The following is a 15,978-nucleotide window of genomic DNA, read 5'->3' as shown; positions in this document are numbered from 1 at the left end:
CCAGTCGTTGCCCGCAGCTTAACTCGTGAGGGGGTCTCAGGCATGGGCCGTGGCCGTCAAAAGGCGAAACACACCAAGATCGCCCGCGAACTGAAGTCGTTCAGTCCGTCGGTGAACTACTCGGCGCTCGAGCGCGAACTCGCGCACCCGAGCGACGCTGAAGACGCATACGTCGACAAGTGGGCCGACGAGTATGCAGACGAAGACGAGGACGAACTCGAAAAGGCCTGACCGCCTCTTCGCTCGTCATCGATTCCCCCGTGCACCGCACGGGGGTTTCGTCGTGTCCGAAATCCCGGAACTCTCGGCATCCACGCCCGGCTCGTGACGGACGGACACCGCGTGCCCTGAGAGGATCGACCCATGGCCCGCGTCGTCTCCCTCTTCCGTCATCCGATCAAGGGCTTCACGCCCGAGTCGGTCGAGTCCCTCACCGTGCAGCCTGATGGGCGCATCGCCGGCGATCGGGTGCTGGCGTTCCGCTTCGCCGACGCGATCGCGCCGGAGTCTCGTGACGGACTCGACCACTGGCCGAAGGCGAAGGGACTCTCCCTGCAGGACTTCCCGGGCCTCGCGGCGTTGCGCACCGACTACGACGACGATCGGCAGCGCGTGCGGATAGAGCACGAGGGTTCGGTGCTCGTCGAGGCGGGACTCGATGACTCCGGTCGTGGCGAGCTCGCGGACGCGGTGACCGAGTTCGTGCTCGCGAGCCCGGAGGGCCGGCGGATCCTGCGCCCCGGACGACTGCCGCTCGTACTCGTCGGCGACGGTGTGACGTCGAGGTTCCAGGATCGTGAGCGCGGCTACGTCTCCGTGCACAGTCGTGGCAGTGTCGACGCACTGAGCGACTCTCTCGGCTTCGGCATCGATGACCGCCGGTTCCGCTCCAACGTCGTCATCGACGACGTCGCCCCCTGGTCGGAGCTCGACTGGGCCGGCGAGCTGAGCATCGGCGAGGTGACGTTCCGCACCGCGGGGCCGATCGTGCGCTGCCTCGCGACACACGCCAACCCCGACACGGGCGTTCGCGACGCGAAGGTGCTCACGACCCTCACGAGCGCCCACGGTCAGGACGAGCCGACTCTCGGCCGACTCCTTCTGCCGCCGCAGGACCCGGCCGATGCGTCAGCGCCGTGGGTCGGCGGCACGATCAGCGTCGGCGACCAGGTGCGAGCGCACTGACGGACCTCGGGCCCACGCCGATCCACCGGCGCCCCTTCACCGCCGCGAGTCACCAGCGACCGTGGCGACGCTCCCAGTCCTCTTCGATGGTGCGACGTCGACCGGCGATCCATCCGGCGGGGATCACCGCGATCAGAACCCCCACGAGCACCCACAGGGGAATCTCCCAGCTGTCGGTCATGTCGTGCAGCAGGCCGATCAGCAGCGGGAACACCGCGGCGACCGCGTAGCCGATGCTCTGCACGAAACCGCTGAGGGCCACCGCGCTCTCGGGCGTGCGGGCCCGGATGCTGAGCAGCACGAGGGCGAGCGGGAAGAGCCCGGGTGCGAGGCCGTAGAAGACCACCCACAGCGGCAGCGCCACCGTGGGCAGGAACAGGAATCCGAACAGCCCGATGAGCCCGCACGCGATCGAGATGAAGAACACAGGACGGGTCGCCTGGAACCGGACGATGAGAATGGGCACGAGCAGAGAGCACGGCAGGCCCATCAGGCCGAACAGCGAGAGCAGCAGCCCCGCGTTCGCCGGCGAGACCCCGCCCACGTCGATCATGATCGACGGCAGCCATGCGAAGGAGACGTAGGCCAGCGTCGACGACGACGCGAACACCAGCGCGATCGACCAGGCCATGGGCAGCCGCCACAGCCGACCGAAGACCCGCGGATTGGCTGGCGTCGTCGCGATCGGTCCGGTCGCCACGGATGCTGCGTCGTAGCCGTCGCGCTCGATCTCGGTCGCGGCGGACTCCGTACGCGCGGGAGCCGAGGCGACGGCATCCGCCCGGCTCGTGACGAGCATCCCCACCCAGGGCACGAGCGCGATCGCGGCGAACACGCCCCACAGCCCCAGCGACACCCGCCACCCGGCCGAGTCGGCGAGCGGCACTGCGACCAGCGGCGGCACGAACGTCGACACCGCCATCGTGGTCGAGTAGACCGTCATCATCAGGCCGAGGCGATCGGGGAAGTACTTCTTCACCAGCGGCGGCAGCAGCACATTGCCCGAGCCGACGCCCGCGAACACCACTGCCGTCGCGGCGAGCAGCGATGTCGAGTCGACGGCGAGGCTGCGCAGCAGCAGTCCGGCGGCGATCAGGGCGATCGCCACGACAGCCACGCGCTCGAGTCCGAATCTCCGCTCGAACAGCGGCGTCAACAGCCCGAACACCGCGAAGCACACCGGCGGCGCGGCTCCGATCAGGCCGACGACGACCGACGAGACCGGGAAGTCGTCGGCGACGTGGTCGAGCACGGGCGACAGCGACGCCACGGCCGAGCGCAGCGAGAACGCGACCAGCACGATGCCGACCAGCGCGAGCGCACGGCCACGCCAGAGCGGCTGCGCACCCGAGGTCACGAGGTCTGCGACCCCTCCACCCAGGCCAGGTACTCGTCGGAGACCGTGCCGGTGACGTACCGGCCGTCGAAGCAGCTCATGTCGAGGTCGCTCAGCACGGATCCCTCGGTGATCGCAGCCTTGAGGTCCTCGACCTCCTGATAGACCAGGTGATCACAGCCCAGCTCGGCGGCGATCTCGGGGATCGTCCGGCCGTGGGCGATGAGCTCGTGACGCGACGGCATGTTGATGCCGTAGACATGCGGGTGACGCACCGGCGGAGCCGCGGAGGCGAACGTCACAGAGGTGGCACCGGCATCCCGGGCCATCTGGATGATCTCCTTCGACGTGGTCCCGCGCACGATCGAGTCGTCGATCAGCAGCACGTTCTTGCCCTGGAACTCGGTCGACATCGCGTTCAGCTTCTGACGCACGCTCTTCTTGCGCACGGCCTGCCCGGGCATGATGAAGGTGCGGCCGACGTAGCGGTTCTTGTAGAAGCCCTCGCGGTACTCGATGCCCAGCTTGCGGGCGACCTCCATGGCGGCGGGCCGGGACGAGTCGGGGATCGGCATGACGACGTCGATCTTGTCCATCGGCACGTGCTTCGCGATCGTGTCGGCGAGACGGTCGCCCATGCGCAGGCGCGACTCGTAGACCGAGACGCCGTTCATGACCGAGTCGGGTCGGGCGAGGTAGACGTACTCGAACGCGCAGGGCGCGAGAGTGGTCTCCTTCGCACACTGCCGGCTGTGCAGCTCGCCCTCGTTGGTGATGAAGATCGCCTCACCGGGCTCGACCTCGCGCACGACCTCGTAGTCGGCATTCTCGAGCACCAGCGACTCGCTCGCCACGACCCATTCGTCGCGGCCCTCTGCGCCGGGGACGGTCGAAGGACGACGGCCGAGGATCAGGGGACGGATGCCGAACGGGTCGCGGAACGCGAGCAGACCGTAGCCCGCGATCACCGCGATCACGGCGTACGCGCCCTCGATGCGCTCGTGCGTGCGCTCGACGGCCTCGAAGACGCGCTCGGCGTCGAGGTCGACCGTAGACGTCGTGTTCTGCAGCTCGCCGGCGAGGACGTTGAGCAGCAGCTCGGTGTCGCTCGACGAGTTGAGGTGACGGCGGTCGCGCTTGGCCATGTCGGCCGTGAGCTCGCGCGTGTTCGTCAGGTTGCCGTTGTGGATGAGGATGATGCCGTAGGGCGCGTTCACGTAGAACGGCTGCATCTCCTCTTCGTTCGACGCGGTGCCCTTGGTCGCGTAGCGCACATGACCGAGGCCGACGTTGCCGAGGAGTCCGCGCATGTCACGAGTGCGGAACGCCTCGCGGACCATGCCCTGCGCCTTGGCGTTGTGCATCACGCCGTTCGCCTCGGCGGTCGCGATTCCCGTTGCATCCTGACCGCGGTGCTGCAACAGCAGGAGTGCGTCGTAGATGTCCTGATTGACCGGGGCAGAGCCCACCATTCCGACGATGCCGCACATGGACTCTTACTTCGCTCCGTCCGCGTAGGCGCCGATCAGGCGCACCGCTCCACCGTCGACGCCCTTGGCGCCCTGTTCGAACTCTCCTGCCGGCCGCGCGCCGAAGCCCACGGTTCCGACCTGCCACGCGGGCATGCCGTCGGCCGCGAGCGCTGCGATCGCGGCATCCTTCTTGTCGGCTGCGACGATCGCGAGGAACCCGATTCCGAGGTTCCAGGTGCCCTCGGCGGACTCCAGCGTGGACCCGGCGATGTCACTGAGCACGCGGAAGACCGGGCTCGGCGACCAGGTGCTGCGGTCGACCTCGGCCCAGCTGCCCTGCGGGAGCACGCGCGCGAGGTTCGCCGCGATGCCGCCGCCGGTGACGTGGCTGAGCGAGTGGACCCCGCCCGAGCCTGTGCCGCCGCCGAGCTGCTCGATGAGGCGCAGCAGCGGGAGCGTGTAGAGACGAGTCGGCTCGAGCAGCGCCTCGCCCCACGTCTTGCCGAAGTCGGCGGCGTTGTCGCCGTAGCCGATGCCCGCGTTCGTGACGATGTGGCGCACGAGCGAATAGCCGTTGGAGTGCAGTCCGCTGGACTCGACGGCGATGACGACGTCGCCGTCCTGCACGCGGTCGGCCCCGAGGATGCCGTCGGCCTCGACGACTCCGGTCGCGGCTCCTGCGACGTCGTAGTCGCGCGGGCCGAGAAGACCGGGGTGCTCGGCGGTCTCGCCGCCGATGAGCGCGGTCCCCGTCGCGGTGCACGCCTCGGCGATGCCGCGCACGATGTCGGCGATGCGCTGCGGGAAGACCTTGCCGCACGCGATGTAGTCGGTCATGAAGAGCGGCTTGGCGCCCACCACGACGATGTCGTCGACGACCATGCCGACCAGGTCCTGGCCGATCGTGTCGTGCTTGTCGATGGCCTGCGCGATGGCGACCTTCGTGCCGACGCCGTCTGTGCTCGTGGCGAGCAGCGGACGACGGAAGTCGCGCAGCGCACTCGCGTCGAACAGTCCGGCGAATCCGCCGACACCGCCGAGCACTTCAGGGCCGTGCGTCGCGCGCACGGAAGACTTCATCAGCTCGACGGCGAGATCGCCTGCAGCGGTATCGACGCCGGCTTCGGAATAGGGATTGGTGGGGGAGGCAGCCACACCTCCAGCCTACCGCCCGCGGAGACCTCCTCTCCCCTCCCTCCATCTCCTACGATGGGGCCATGGCCGACAAGCCGCAGTGGTTGATCCGCGAGGACGCGAGCGTTCCGGTGCTCGTCGCGCTCGCGCTGCGGCAATCGCTCGGCATCCGCGCACCGGAAGATCTTCCGAGCCTGCGCGATCTGCCCGTCCGGGCACCGGATGCCGCCGAGGTGACGCCCGAGCTCGAGAAGCAGTGGCGCGACTACTGGGACATGACCGTCGAGCCCCGAGCGCATCCGTCCGGCGTGCCGCTCGAGCTCGTCGACGGGTTCGACACGCTGGTGGCGCTGCCGGCGACCGGTGCCGAACAGCTCGCCGAGGCGATCGCGCCGCATGCCGCATCGGCGATGCACTACGCCCGCGTCGCACACGATCGCTACGTGTCGTCGATCCACAGCTCGATCGCCAACCGGTCGGGTGGCGGGACGATCGGGGGCGAGTCGTATCGCGCCTATGCCAGCGCGATCGCCGAGTTCGAGCGCGAGATCGGTCGCCGTGCGCACTCGTTCGAGCTCAACGTGCAGGTGCTGCCGTTCTCGCAGCGGGGGATCTGGTGGATCGGCGCGCTCACCGTCGCGGTGACCGACGGCCTGCGCCGCGACGTGGTCTCGTTCGACGCGGCGATCCGGCCCATCATCGCCGAACTGGCGTGACGCCCCGTGCGTGATCAGTCGTTCGCGATGATCGTCTCGTGCTCGACCCTGACGACGTGGTCGTGGCGACGCGCGACGCGTTCCAGGATCAGCGCGACGACGCTCGCGAGGGCGAAGCCGATCGGCACCGTCCACAGCAGCAGGAATCCGAACACCTGTCCTGGCGGGTAGACGACGTTGACCGCTTCGGACGGCTCGTAGCTGCCCATCATCGTCAGGATGCCGGCGGCGATGATGCCGAGCACGACGCCGATGCCCATGAACACGCCGAAGCGCGGCACGCGGCGGACGGTCGCCTCGACCGTCTGGGAGGAATCGTGGGAGGACATGCATCCATTGTCCCACCGTTGGCTGCGGGTCGCTCCCCCTCCTGCGCACCCAGCCGTGCGACGGGTCAGGGGCGCAGTGGCAGGACGTCCGAGAGATCGGCGCGGGTTCCGGAAGCGCTCACGCGCCCCGAGCCCGCCGCATCCGACCAGTGCTCCGTGCCCGTCGCGACCGCGATCCAGGTCGCCGGGTCCATCTCGACGACATTCGGAGGGGTGCCGCGGGTGTGACGGGGGCCCTGGATCACCTGCACGGCGCCGAACGGGGGCACCCGCACCTCGACGCTGTTGCCCGGGGCCTTCTCGTCGAGCAGCTGCAGCAGGTAGCGCACGGCGGTCGCGAGGGGAGCGCGTTGCGGCTTCTCACCTGCGGCATCCGCGCGCCTGACCTCGTCGAGGGCGGCGCGTCCGTCGATGATGTCGATCTTCCTGGAGGGCATGGAGAAAGGGTACGCCGAGGCGGGTGCGGCGTAGGCGGGGGTGCCTCGTAGGCGCGGGCGCCTCGGACGGAGATCTGCGCCTCCGAAGGACAGATCACCCGAATCCCTCCTTCGCACGCGGAGATCTCCTTCGCACGCGGAGATCTCCTTCGCACGCGGAGATCTCCTTCGCACGCGGATATCTCCTTAGCCGGCGACCTGGATCGGACCGATAGTCGCCCGCCGCCCGCGCGCACAGGAATAGGCTCGAGGCGATGAGCCAGAATCCCGATACCCTGCGTGGCGCGCGAGCCGAGCTGATCGCGGCGACGCGGCGCGGTGATGCGTGGGCGAAGCCGTTCCCGGCGGTCGGTGACGGTGCGCATCCGGCATCCGTGCTCGTGCTGTTCGGGCGGCTGGACAGCATCGCGGCCGGGACCGACGAGGCGACTGTCGCCGCCGACCTCGATGTACTGCTGCAGCGTCGGGCCGCGACCCTCTCGTCGCACCCCGGCCAGGTGTCCTTCCCGGGCGGCCGGGCCGAGGACACGGATGCGGATGCCACCGCCACCGCCCTGCGCGAAGCCGAGGAGGAGACCGGACTCGACCCGGACGGCGTCGAGATCCTCGCGACGCTGCCCGAGCTTCCTCTCGCCGCCAGCAACCACGTCGTCACCCCCGTGCTCGGGTGGTGGCGCACTCCGTCGCGCGTCGCCGCCGTCGATCACGCCGAGACGGTCGAGGTCTTCCGCGTCCCCGTGGCGCAGCTGCTCGACCCCGCCAATCGGCACACGTCGACCATCCACCGCATGGGACGCACGTGGAAGGGGCCCGCGTTCGACATCGACGGCACGATCGTGTGGGGGTTCACGGCGATGGTTCTCGATGCGCTGTTCGATGCAGCCGGGTGGACTCTGCCGTGGGACCCGTCGATCGAGCGGGCGATCGACGTCTGACCGGGAACCCGCCGAAACCCGCGCCCTCGCCTCGGTAGTCTGGACGGGTGAAGATTCTCGTCCTCGGTTCCGGTGCCCGTGAGCACGCGATCATCCTCGCTCTGCGAGCAGAGACCGCGGAGCACGAGATCTTCGTCGCCCCCGGCAACGCCGGCATCGCCCAGGATGCGACCCCCGTCACCCTCGACATGCTCGACGGCGCCGCGGTGACCTCCTTCGCCAACGAGCATGCGGTCGATCTCGTGGTCGTCGGCCCCGAGGCTCCTCTGGTCGCCGGAGTCGCCGATGTCCTCCGGGCCCATGGCATTCCCGTGTTCGGCCCGGGCAAGGCCGCGGCCCAGCTCGAAGGGTCCAAGTCGTTCGCGAAGCGCATCATGGATGCCGCCGGCGTCCCCACCGGTCGCGCAGTGCGCGCCACCACCACCGCAGAGGTCGAGGCCGCGTTCGACGACCTCGGCGCCCCGCACGTCGTGAAGGCCGACGGCCTCGCTGCCGGCAAGGGTGTCATCGTGACATCCGATCGTGCCGAGGCTCTCGCTCATGCCGAGCACTACCTGCCGTCCGGTCCCGTGCTGATCGAGGAGTTCCTCTCGGGCCCCGAGGTCTCGCTGTTCCTCCTGAGCGACGGCGACACCGTCCGAGCGCTCAGCCCGGCCCAGGACTTCAAGCGCGCGCTCGACGGCGACGAAGGCCCCAACACCGGCGGCATGGGCGCCTACTCGCCGCTGCCCTGGCTCGCCGACCAGTTCGGCAGCGAGCAGGCCTTCGTCGAGGAGGTCACCCGCGACGTCGCCCTGCCCGTGATCCGTCAGCTCGACGAAGAGGGCACGCCGTTCATCGGCCTGCTGTACGCCGGCCTCATCCTTACTCCCGCAGGCGTGCGCGTCATCGAGTTCAACGCCCGCTTCGGCGACCCCGAGACCCAGATCGTGCTGCCGCGTCTCGTGACCCCGCTGTCGGAGCTGCTGCTCGCCGCGGCATCGGGCACGCTCGAGGACCAGCCCGAGCCCGTGTTCAGCGACGACGTCGCGATCACCGTGGTGCTCGCGAGCGAGGGCTACCCCGAGGCTCCGCAGACCGGCCGTCCGATCGAGGGCCTCTCCGATGCGGCGGCGGTCGAGGGCGTGCGTCTCGTGCACGCGGCGACCGCGAGCCCCGACGCACCCGGCGGGTCGCTGATCGCCACCGGCGGCCGCGTGCTCAACGTCGTCGCCGTGGGAGCGGACTTCCGCACCGCGCGTGACCGGGCGTACGAGGCCATCGGTCTCATCACCCTCGAGGGCTCGCACTTCCGCACGGACATCGCTGCCCGCGTCGCGGAGTAGTCCGACCCGTCGTCGCTTTCCTGCCGATTCGCGCAGGTACTCCGCCAACTCGGCCGAGAACTGTTGACACCACCAGCTTTCTTCAAGAAAGTTGGCGGATGCCGCTCCGCTCCGACTGGTCGACAGCCACCTGCCCGATCGCCCGCTCCGCCGATGTGCTCGCCGACCCGTGGATCCTCCTGATCCTGCGGGAGCTCTTCTCCGGCCGCTCGCGCTTCGACGAGCTGCGCGATGCGACCGGCGCCGCCGACTCCGTGCTCGCCCGGCGCCTCGCCTCGATGGGCGAGGCGGGTCTCGTCGCACACGGTGACCCCGGCTATCGGCTCACGGATGCCGGACGCGAGACCCTCCCGATCCTGCACGCCTACGCGCGCTTCACGAGCACGACCGATCCTGACGGGTCCTGGGGCCTGACCGTCAGCTGCGGTCGCTGCGGCGAGGCGACGGCATCCGCCGACTGGTGCGCGACCTGCGCCGCCCCACTCGACGCCGACAGCACGCGATGGACCCGCCGCAGCATGGGCGGCGAGCCGTTCGCCCTGACGTCGGGCGACGCAGCGTGACCGCAGACTCAATCGAGGTGCCGACCGGCACCCCGACACCCGCACTCCGGCAGCGCCGCATCCATCCCGCCTGGATCGTCGCACTCGTGGCTCTGATCGCCCTGATCGGAGCCGCCGGATTCCGCGCCGCGCCCGGGGTGCTGATGCTGCCCCTGCAGGACGAGTTCGGCTGGACCACCGCGGAGCTCTCCCTCGCCGTCACGGTCAACCTGCTGCTGTTCGGTCTCACCGCTCCCTTCGCCGCCGCGCTGATGCAGCGCTTCGGCATCCGCGCGGTGACCGTGACCGCTCTGTTCGTGATCGGCGCCGGCGCCGCGCTGAGCGTCTTCGTGGCCACCCCGGCGCAGCTCATACTCACGTGGGGTGTGCTGATCGGACTCGGCACCGGGTCCATGGCGCTGGTCTTCGCTGCGACGATCACCGACACCTGGTTCGCAACCAGACGCGGGCTGGTCTCGGGTGTGCTCACCGCGGGCAGCGCGACCGGACAGCTCATCTTCCTGCCCGTGATCGCCGCGGCGGCCGAGGACATCGGATGGCGCGGAGCATCTCTCATCATCGCCGGCGGCGCTCTCGCGGTCGTCCCCCTGGTCTGGATCTTCGTGCGCAACCGACCGAGCGATCTCGGCGTCACCCGCTACGGCGACACCGGCCCCGTCACCGTGGCCGCGCGGCCGAAGGGCAACGCGTGGGGCGCCGCTCGCCTCGCCCTCACCACGTTGCGCGACGCCGCCCGCACCAAGACGTTCTGGGCCCTCGCGATCGGGTTCGCGATCTGCGGCGCCACGACCAACGGCCTGATCGGCACCCACTTCATCCCCAGCGCGCACGACCACGGGATGCCGACGACGACCGCGGCCGGACTGCTCGCCGTCGTCGGGATCTTCGACATCGCCGGCACCGTGTTCTCGGGGTGGCTGACCGACCGGGTGAACCCCCGCATCCTGCTGGCCGCTTACTACGCGCTGCGCGGCGTGAGCCTGCTCTTCCTGCCGAGCCTGCTGTCGGCCGAGGTGCAGCCGAGCATCATCGTCTTCATCGTGATCTACGGCCTCGACTGGGTGGCGACTGTCCCGCCGACCATCGCGCTGTGTCGCGAGGTCTTCGGAGACCGAGGACCTCTGGTGTTCGGCTGGGTGTTCGCCGCGCACCAGATCGGCGCCGGCATCGCATCGTTCCTCGCGGGCATGGTGCGCGACCACACCGGCCAGTACACGTTCGCCTGGTTCGCCGCCGCCGGGCTCTGCGCGGTCGCGGCGCTGGTCAGCGCGACGATCCGCCGGCATCCGGCGCCGACGCCGACTCCGACGCCCTGACCCGACACGAACGAAGGCCCCCGTGCGGAACCGGATGGGGGCCTTCGTCACGGAGTCCAGCTCAGAGGACCTTCGAGAGGAAGTCCTTCAGCCGCTCGTTCTTCGGCGCGCCGAACAGCTCGGCGGGCGGCGCATCCTCGACGACGACTCCGGCGTCCATGAACACCGTGCGGCCCGAGACCTCGCGGGCGAAGCCCATCTCGTGCGTCACGAGCACCATCGTCATGCCGCCGGACGCCAGGTCGCGGATGACCTGCAGCACCTCGCCCACCATCTCGGGGTCGAGGGCGCTGGTCGCCTCGTCGAACAGCATGATCTCGGGGTCCATCGCGAGCGCGCGGGCGATTGCCACGCGCTGCTTCTGACCGCCCGACAGGGATGCCGGCTTGGCATCGGCCTTCTCGGCCAGGCCCACGCGGTCGAGCAGAGCCAGAGCGCGCTCCTTCGCCTGGGCCTTCGAGAGCTTGCCGAGCTCGACGGGAGCGAGAGTGATGTTCTCGAGCACTGTCATGTGCGGGAACAGGTTGAAGTGCTGGAACACCATGCCGATGCGCTGGCGCACCTCGTCGAGCTTGACGCTCTTGTCGGTCAGGTCGACGCCGTCGACGATGACGTGGCCCGACGTGGGCTCCTCGAGCTTGTTGAGGCAGCGCAGCAGGGTCGACTTCCCCGACCCCGACGGGCCGATGACCGCGACGACCTCGCCGTCCTCGACCGTGAGGTCGATGCCCTTGAGCACGTGGTTGTCGCCGAAGGACTTGTGCAGGTCTCTGACCTCGATCTTGCTCATGCGGTGAACTTCCTCTCCAGGCGGTTCGCGAGCAGCGTCAGAAGCGTGATCACGACGAAGTAGATGATGGCGACGATCGTCAGCACCTGCGCCGACAGGTACGTCGAGGCGATGATCTGACGCGACACGAAGGTCAGCTCTGCGAGGCCGATGACGCTGATGAGCGACGTGTCCTTGAGGGTGATGATGCCCTGGTTGACGAACGAGGGGACCATGATGCGGAACGCCTGCGGCAGCACGACCTTCTGCATCGTCTTCCAGTGTCCGAGACCGAGCGAACGCGACGCTTCGGCCTGGCCCGGGTCGACGGCCTGGATGCCACCGCGGATGATCTCCGTCATGTACGCGCCCGTGTTGAGCGAGAGCGTGATGGCTCCGGCGACGAAGGGGTTGAACGTGAGCCCGGGGAAGAGCTGCGGGATGGCGAAGAACACGAAGAACGCCTGCACGAGGATCGGTGTGCCGCGGAAGACGTAGACGTAGGCCGTGGCCACCCAGCGGAACGGCGCGAAGGCCGAGACGCGGCCGAAGCCGAAGATGAGGCCGAGGATGAACGCGGCCACGATCGCGACGAGCGTCGCGAGGATCGTGAGCCAGAGGCCCTCCATGAGAGCGGGCCAGTACTTCACGGCGACGGAGAAGATGTCGGTCGCCTGCGTGGTCTCCTCGCCGCCGGCGAGGTAGCTGTCGACGATCTCGTCGTACTCTCCGGAGGCCTGGAGATTCGCGAGACCCTCGTTGAACATCTCGATCAGCTCGGGGTTCTGCCCCTTGTTGACGGCGAACCCGTACTCGCCGCCGAGCTCGGGCTCACCGATCAGGCGGAAGCCCGACCCCTGCTGGATCCCGTAGGCGAGCACCGGGAAGTCCTCGAAGTAGCCGACGGCCTGGCCTGCCTTGACAGCGTCGACCATGTCGGTGGTGTCCTGGTAGGGCGTGATGCGGAAGCCGTACTCGTCCTGGTTCTCCTCCGCGAAGGTCTGGCCCTGCGTGCCGGTCTTGACCGCCACGGCCTCGCCGCCGAGGTCGTCGAGCGACTGGATGTCGCTCGACTCGAGCACTCCGAGCTGGATGCCGCTGGTGAAGTACGGCTCGCTGAAGTCGAACGTCTCCTGGCGCTCCTCGGTGATCGACATCCCGGCCATGACCGCGTCGACCTGGTTCGCCTGCAAGGCCTGCACGGCGGCGTCGAATCCGAGCTGACGGATCTCGACCTCGAAGCCCTGGTCCTTCGCGATCGCACGCAGCAGGTCCATGTCGATGCCGACGAGCTCACCGTCGGGAGAGGTGAACTCGAACGGCGCGAACGTGGTGTCCGTGCCGATGACGTAGGTCTCGGAGTCATCGGCCGCGGTCGCGGCGGAGGCTCCGCCGAGCAGGGCTCCGACGGCGACGAACGCCGTGAGCGCCATCGCCCCGGCGGTGCGTCCGAGCGCGCGCAGGCGCGCGGAAGCAGAGGTGGGATTTCGGATCACGACGGATGCTCCTCAGAGGGGACGGGCGGCAGGATGCTGCCACCGGGATGGTCGTCGACCATCAACCCTAACCGGCGACGACCGGCACCCCTGTCCCGGAGGCGCTTCGCGGATCGGCGTCAGAGCGTGATCCAGTAGCGCCGGAGCATGGCGTGTCCACGCTCCGACTGGTCGCTGACGTCCTGCAGCACGCCACCGGAGCCCTCGATCGTTCGGTAGGAGCCGACGTTGTCGTCGTCGCACGTGACCAGCACGCGCTCAAGTCCGATCTCGCGGGCACGCTCGAGTCCGAGCCGCAGCGCGGCCGATGCGTAGCCCTGGCGACGACGGGAGGCGCGCACCGAGTAGCCGATGTGACCGCCCGCCTCACGCAGCCATTCGTTGAGCTCGTGACGGAAGGACAGGAACCCGACGACCTCGCCGTCATCCACGATCCAGTACAGATCGTTGTGCACGGCATCCTCGGGCAGCTGCGCGGAGGTGTCGGAGAGAACCGCCGACTTCTCGATCAGCGCGTCCAGCGTCGCCCGATCCGGGGTGACCGGCGCCTGCAGACCCGACCCGTCGACGTGCCCGTCACCGAACTCGGCGACCGCAGCCGCCCAGGAGTCGAACAGGTCGGTGGTGGGCCTCGTGAGCTCGATCGTCATCGCCCGATGAGATCACATCCGCGGTCACGGCCGCAAACCGGGAGAGCCGGGCCCGCTGCACGATCGCGCAGTCGACCCGGCTCGCCGACGGACCGGTCACGCTGCGGGGGCGGGCGCCTCCGCAGGGGCGGATGCCGCGGCACCCGCCTTGTCGTAGCGGCCGAGGAAGAGCGACGCCACGAGAGCGATGACCATCACGCACGCCGGGAGCAGGATCGCCTGCGACATGCCGGCGGCGAATCCCTCGGCGACCTGCGGAGGAAGCGATCCTCCGCCTTCGATCCCCGCGGGTGCGTCGGCGAGACCCGGCAGGTTCGCTTCGAGACGCGACTGCATGAACGCGGCGATGGATGCCGAGCCGATGACCGATCCGATGGTGCGGGTCGTGTTGTAGATGCCCGCGCCGGCACCGGCCTGGCGGGGAGGCAGCTTGCGCGTCGCGGTGGTGGCGAGCGGTCCCCACATTCCGGCGTTGCCGACGCCCATGAGCGCCGAGGGCAGCAGGAACATCCAGATCTCGGTGTCCATGTTGATCAGGGCCGAATACCAGACGAGCGCGTCGACCACGCAGAGCAGACCGGGGATGAGGATGATCCGCGGGTCGATGCGGTCGAGCAGCTTGCCGGCGAACGGGGCGAGCACGCCCGACAGCACGGCCATCGGGATCAGCAGCAGCGCGGCCTGCGTCGGGGTGAGCCCTCGCGCCGTCTGCAGGAAGAACATCATCGGCAGCGACATGCTCGTCACGGTGAAGCCGACCGCGGCGATCGCGACGTTCGCCCCCGAGAAGTTGCGGTCGCGGAACAGTGCGAGAGGCACCAGGGCCTCGCTGCGCGTGCGCGCCTGCTGCACGATGAAGAGCGCGAGCACGACGAGGCCGGTGATGATGATGCTCCACACCGAGATCGGTCCCCAGATCACGCCCCAATCGAACTTCTCGCCCTCCTGCAGTCCGAAGACGATGAGGAACAGCGCCACCGCGCTGAGGATGACGCCCAGGATGTCGAACCGGTGCGCACTGGTCTGCAGCTTCGGGACGAGCCTCCACGCGAGCACGAAGGCGACGATCCCGACGGGGATGTTCACGAAGAAGATCCACTCCCAGCCGAAGCCGTCGACGAGCAGGCCCCCGACGAGCGGTCCCACGAGGGTCGCGACGCCGGCCGTCGCACCCCACAGCCCCATGGCGGCGCCGCGGCGCTCGGGCGGGAACGTGCGGGTGATCACGGCCATGGTCTGCGGCGTCATGAAGGCGGCGCCGAGCCCCTGCACGGCGCGAGCGGCGATCAGCATCTCGAGCGAGTTCGACAGCCCGCACCAGAGCGAGGCGAGCGTGAAGATCGCGAGGCCGATGAGGTAGATGTTCTTCGGGCCGAACCGATCGCCGAGACGGCCCGTGATCAGCAGCGGCACCGCGTAGGCGAGCAGGTAGGCGCTGGTGACCCACACGACGTTGTCGAGGTTGTTGGTGGTCGGGTCGAGCGCCGCCTTGATCGCGGGGTTCGCGACCGAGACGATCGTCGTGTCGACGAGGATCATGAAGAAGCCGATGACGAGCGCCCAGAGCGCGGGCCAGGGGCTCGCGGGTCGATGCCCGGCGGCGAAGGTGCCGGTCGAGGGACCGGATGACCCGGATGCCGTGGGCTGGCCTCCGGTCGAGGGGGAATCGGTCATTGCTGTGCAGCCTTTCGCTGAGCGAGGTAGCGGTCGGTGTTCTCGAAAGCCGTGGGCCCCCAGGGGAACTCCTCGGCCTCGAGACGATCGAGGAGCGAGTCGAGCCAGCGCAGCTCGGCGTCGAGCAGCACCTCCTGGCGCTCGAACTCGACGAGCACCTGCTCGGGGGCGCCCCTTCTGCGAGCGCCGACCAGCCCGTCACGGTGCAGCGCGTGGCCTTCGGCGAGCGCGGAGCGGCGCTCGCGGAGGCGGTCGATGACGTCGGGACGCTCGAGATTGTGAGCCTCGGCGAGTGCGATGCGGAACTCGGCCGGGCGCTCGATGATCGACAGCTCGCGACGCAGCCAGGCGATCAGCGCGTCCCGTCCGGCATCCGTGAGCGTGTAGGTGGTGCGCTCGGGGCGGTTGCCCTCTCGGTCGATGCCCACCTCGTCGATGAGACCGGCCCGCTGGAGTCGGCCGACCGTGTGATAAAGCGTCCCGTTCGTGACGGCGAGCAGCCGTTCGTCGCGGCGCACGCGCATCAGGCGCACCATCTCGTAGGGGTGCATGTCGCCTTCGCGCAGCAGCGCCAGCACCATGACGCCCATCGGGGTCAATCGCTGCATCGGCCCCTCCCCAGATGGTTCCGCTTGAAATAG

The 15,978-nt window shown here is 69.2% G+C and carries 17 protein-coding genes; 7 read left to right on the top strand and 10 right to left on the bottom strand.

What is annotated here, in order from left to right; all coding sequences use genetic code 11:
- Positions 1 to 42: 42 nt before the first annotated feature.
- Together AKG07_RS15005 and AKG07_RS15000 are read left to right on the top strand one after the other, a co-directional pair.
- Positions 43 to 231 carry a DUF3073 domain-containing protein gene (locus AKG07_RS15005; RefSeq protein WP_042537993.1) on the top strand — a complete coding sequence of 63 codons (189 nt, stop codon included), beginning with the start codon at positions 43 to 45 and terminating at the stop codon, positions 229 to 231.
- 132 nt (positions 232 to 363) lie between these two features.
- Positions 364 to 1,185 carry an MOSC domain-containing protein gene (locus AKG07_RS15000; RefSeq protein ID WP_053098617.1) on the top strand — a complete coding sequence of 274 codons (822 nt, stop codon included), beginning with the start codon at positions 364 to 366 and terminating at the stop codon, positions 1,183 to 1,185.
- 49 nt (positions 1,186 to 1,234) lie between these two features.
- Here AKG07_RS15000 and AKG07_RS14995 read toward each other — a convergent pair whose 3' ends face one another.
- The 3 genes from AKG07_RS14995 to purM are packed head-to-tail and all read right to left on the bottom strand — an operon-like array spanning position 1,235 to position 5,148.
- The gene (locus tag AKG07_RS14995; protein ID WP_053098616.1) at positions 1,235 to 2,542 is read right to left on the bottom strand and encodes an MFS transporter; all 1,308 of its coding nucleotides are present in this window, start codon (positions 2,540 to 2,542) and stop codon (positions 1,235 to 1,237) included.
- Entirely contained in the window at positions 2,539 to 4,011 is a 1,473-nt protein-coding gene (purF, locus tag AKG07_RS14990; protein ID WP_053098615.1) for an amidophosphoribosyltransferase, read from the bottom strand. Before purF ends, AKG07_RS14995 begins: the two co-directional genes overlap by 4 nt.
- A 6-nt stretch (positions 4,012 to 4,017) precedes the next feature.
- Positions 4,018 to 5,148 carry a phosphoribosylformylglycinamidine cyclo-ligase gene (gene purM / locus AKG07_RS14985; protein WP_053098614.1) on the bottom strand — a complete coding sequence of 377 codons (1,131 nt, stop codon included), beginning with the start codon at positions 5,146 to 5,148 and terminating at the stop codon, positions 4,018 to 4,020.
- 62 nt (positions 5,149 to 5,210) lie between these two features.
- On the opposite strand from purM, the gene AKG07_RS14980 reads away from it, so the two are divergent.
- Positions 5,211 to 5,843, top strand: a complete 633-nt coding sequence (locus AKG07_RS14980; RefSeq protein WP_053098613.1) for a hypothetical protein — start codon at positions 5,211 to 5,213, stop codon at positions 5,841 to 5,843.
- A 14-nt stretch (positions 5,844 to 5,857) separates the two neighbouring features.
- Here AKG07_RS14980 and AKG07_RS14975 read toward each other — a convergent pair whose 3' ends face one another.
- Together AKG07_RS14975 and AKG07_RS14970 are read right to left on the bottom strand one after the other, a co-directional pair.
- Positions 5,858 to 6,172, bottom strand: coding sequence for a hypothetical protein (locus AKG07_RS14975; protein ID WP_053098612.1), 315 nt, complete (start codon positions 6,170 to 6,172; stop codon positions 5,858 to 5,860).
- Between the two features lie 65 nt (positions 6,173 to 6,237).
- Complete coding sequence (locus tag AKG07_RS14970; RefSeq protein WP_053098611.1) at positions 6,238 to 6,609, bottom strand: sterol carrier family protein; 372 nt, start codon at positions 6,607 to 6,609, stop codon at positions 6,238 to 6,240.
- Positions 6,610 to 6,863: 254 nt separating this feature from the next.
- Between AKG07_RS14970 and AKG07_RS14965 the strand changes: the two genes are divergently transcribed.
- The 4 genes from AKG07_RS14965 (at position 6,864) to AKG07_RS14950 (ending at position 10,748) form a co-directional block, all read left to right on the top strand.
- On the top strand, positions 6,864 to 7,544 hold the full coding sequence (locus AKG07_RS14965) for an NUDIX hydrolase (RefSeq protein ID WP_053098610.1): 681 nt from the start codon (positions 6,864 to 6,866) through the stop codon (positions 7,542 to 7,544).
- Between the two features lie 47 nt (positions 7,545 to 7,591).
- Positions 7,592 to 8,869 carry a phosphoribosylamine--glycine ligase gene (gene purD / locus AKG07_RS14960; RefSeq protein ID WP_053098609.1) on the top strand — a complete coding sequence of 426 codons (1,278 nt, stop codon included), beginning with the start codon at positions 7,592 to 7,594 and terminating at the stop codon, positions 8,867 to 8,869.
- A gap of 98 nt (positions 8,870 to 8,967) precedes the next feature.
- A complete protein-coding gene (locus AKG07_RS14955; protein WP_053098608.1) occupies positions 8,968 to 9,432 on the top strand; it encodes a winged helix-turn-helix transcriptional regulator in 465 nt (154 codons plus the stop codon).
- The gene (locus AKG07_RS14950; protein ID WP_053098607.1) at positions 9,429 to 10,748 is read left to right on the top strand and encodes an MFS transporter; all 1,320 of its coding nucleotides are present in this window, start codon (positions 9,429 to 9,431) and stop codon (positions 10,746 to 10,748) included. The genes AKG07_RS14955 and AKG07_RS14950 overlap by 4 nt, the downstream gene beginning before the upstream one ends.
- 61 nt (positions 10,749 to 10,809) lie before the next feature.
- Here AKG07_RS14950 and AKG07_RS14945 read toward each other — a convergent pair whose 3' ends face one another.
- The 5 genes from AKG07_RS14945 to AKG07_RS14925 all read right to left on the bottom strand — a co-directional run bounded on the left by AKG07_RS14945 (position 10,810) and on the right by AKG07_RS14925 (position 15,945).
- Positions 10,810 to 11,538, bottom strand: a complete 729-nt coding sequence (locus AKG07_RS14945) for an amino acid ABC transporter ATP-binding protein (RefSeq protein ID WP_053098606.1) — start codon at positions 11,536 to 11,538, stop codon at positions 10,810 to 10,812.
- Positions 11,535 to 13,013 (bottom strand): amino acid ABC transporter substrate-binding protein/permease, encoded by a 1,479-nt coding sequence (locus AKG07_RS14940; protein ID WP_082297964.1) that lies wholly within the window; start codon positions 13,011 to 13,013, stop codon positions 11,535 to 11,537. Before AKG07_RS14940 ends, AKG07_RS14945 begins: the two co-directional genes overlap by 4 nt.
- A gap of 119 nt (positions 13,014 to 13,132) precedes the next feature.
- Positions 13,133 to 13,663: a GNAT family N-acetyltransferase gene (locus AKG07_RS14935; RefSeq protein WP_053098605.1), complete on the bottom strand. Its 531-nt coding sequence runs from the start codon at positions 13,661 to 13,663 to the stop codon at positions 13,133 to 13,135.
- Between the two features lie 96 nt (positions 13,664 to 13,759).
- On the bottom strand, positions 13,760 to 15,337 hold the full coding sequence (locus tag AKG07_RS14930; protein WP_053098604.1) for a DHA2 family efflux MFS transporter permease subunit: 1,578 nt from the start codon (positions 15,335 to 15,337) through the stop codon (positions 13,760 to 13,762).
- Positions 15,334 to 15,945, bottom strand: coding sequence for a PadR family transcriptional regulator (locus tag AKG07_RS14925; protein WP_053098603.1), 612 nt, complete (start codon positions 15,943 to 15,945; stop codon positions 15,334 to 15,336). The genes AKG07_RS14930 and AKG07_RS14925 overlap by 4 nt, the downstream gene beginning before the upstream one ends.
- Positions 15,946 to 15,978: the final 33 nt, after the last annotated feature.

This window comes from Microbacterium sp. CGR1 (genome assembly GCF_001266755.1).
In the GTDB taxonomy this organism is placed as follows: domain Bacteria; phylum Actinomycetota; class Actinomycetes; order Actinomycetales; family Microbacteriaceae; genus Microbacterium.
This window is presented reverse-complemented; position numbering and strand designations above follow the sequence as displayed.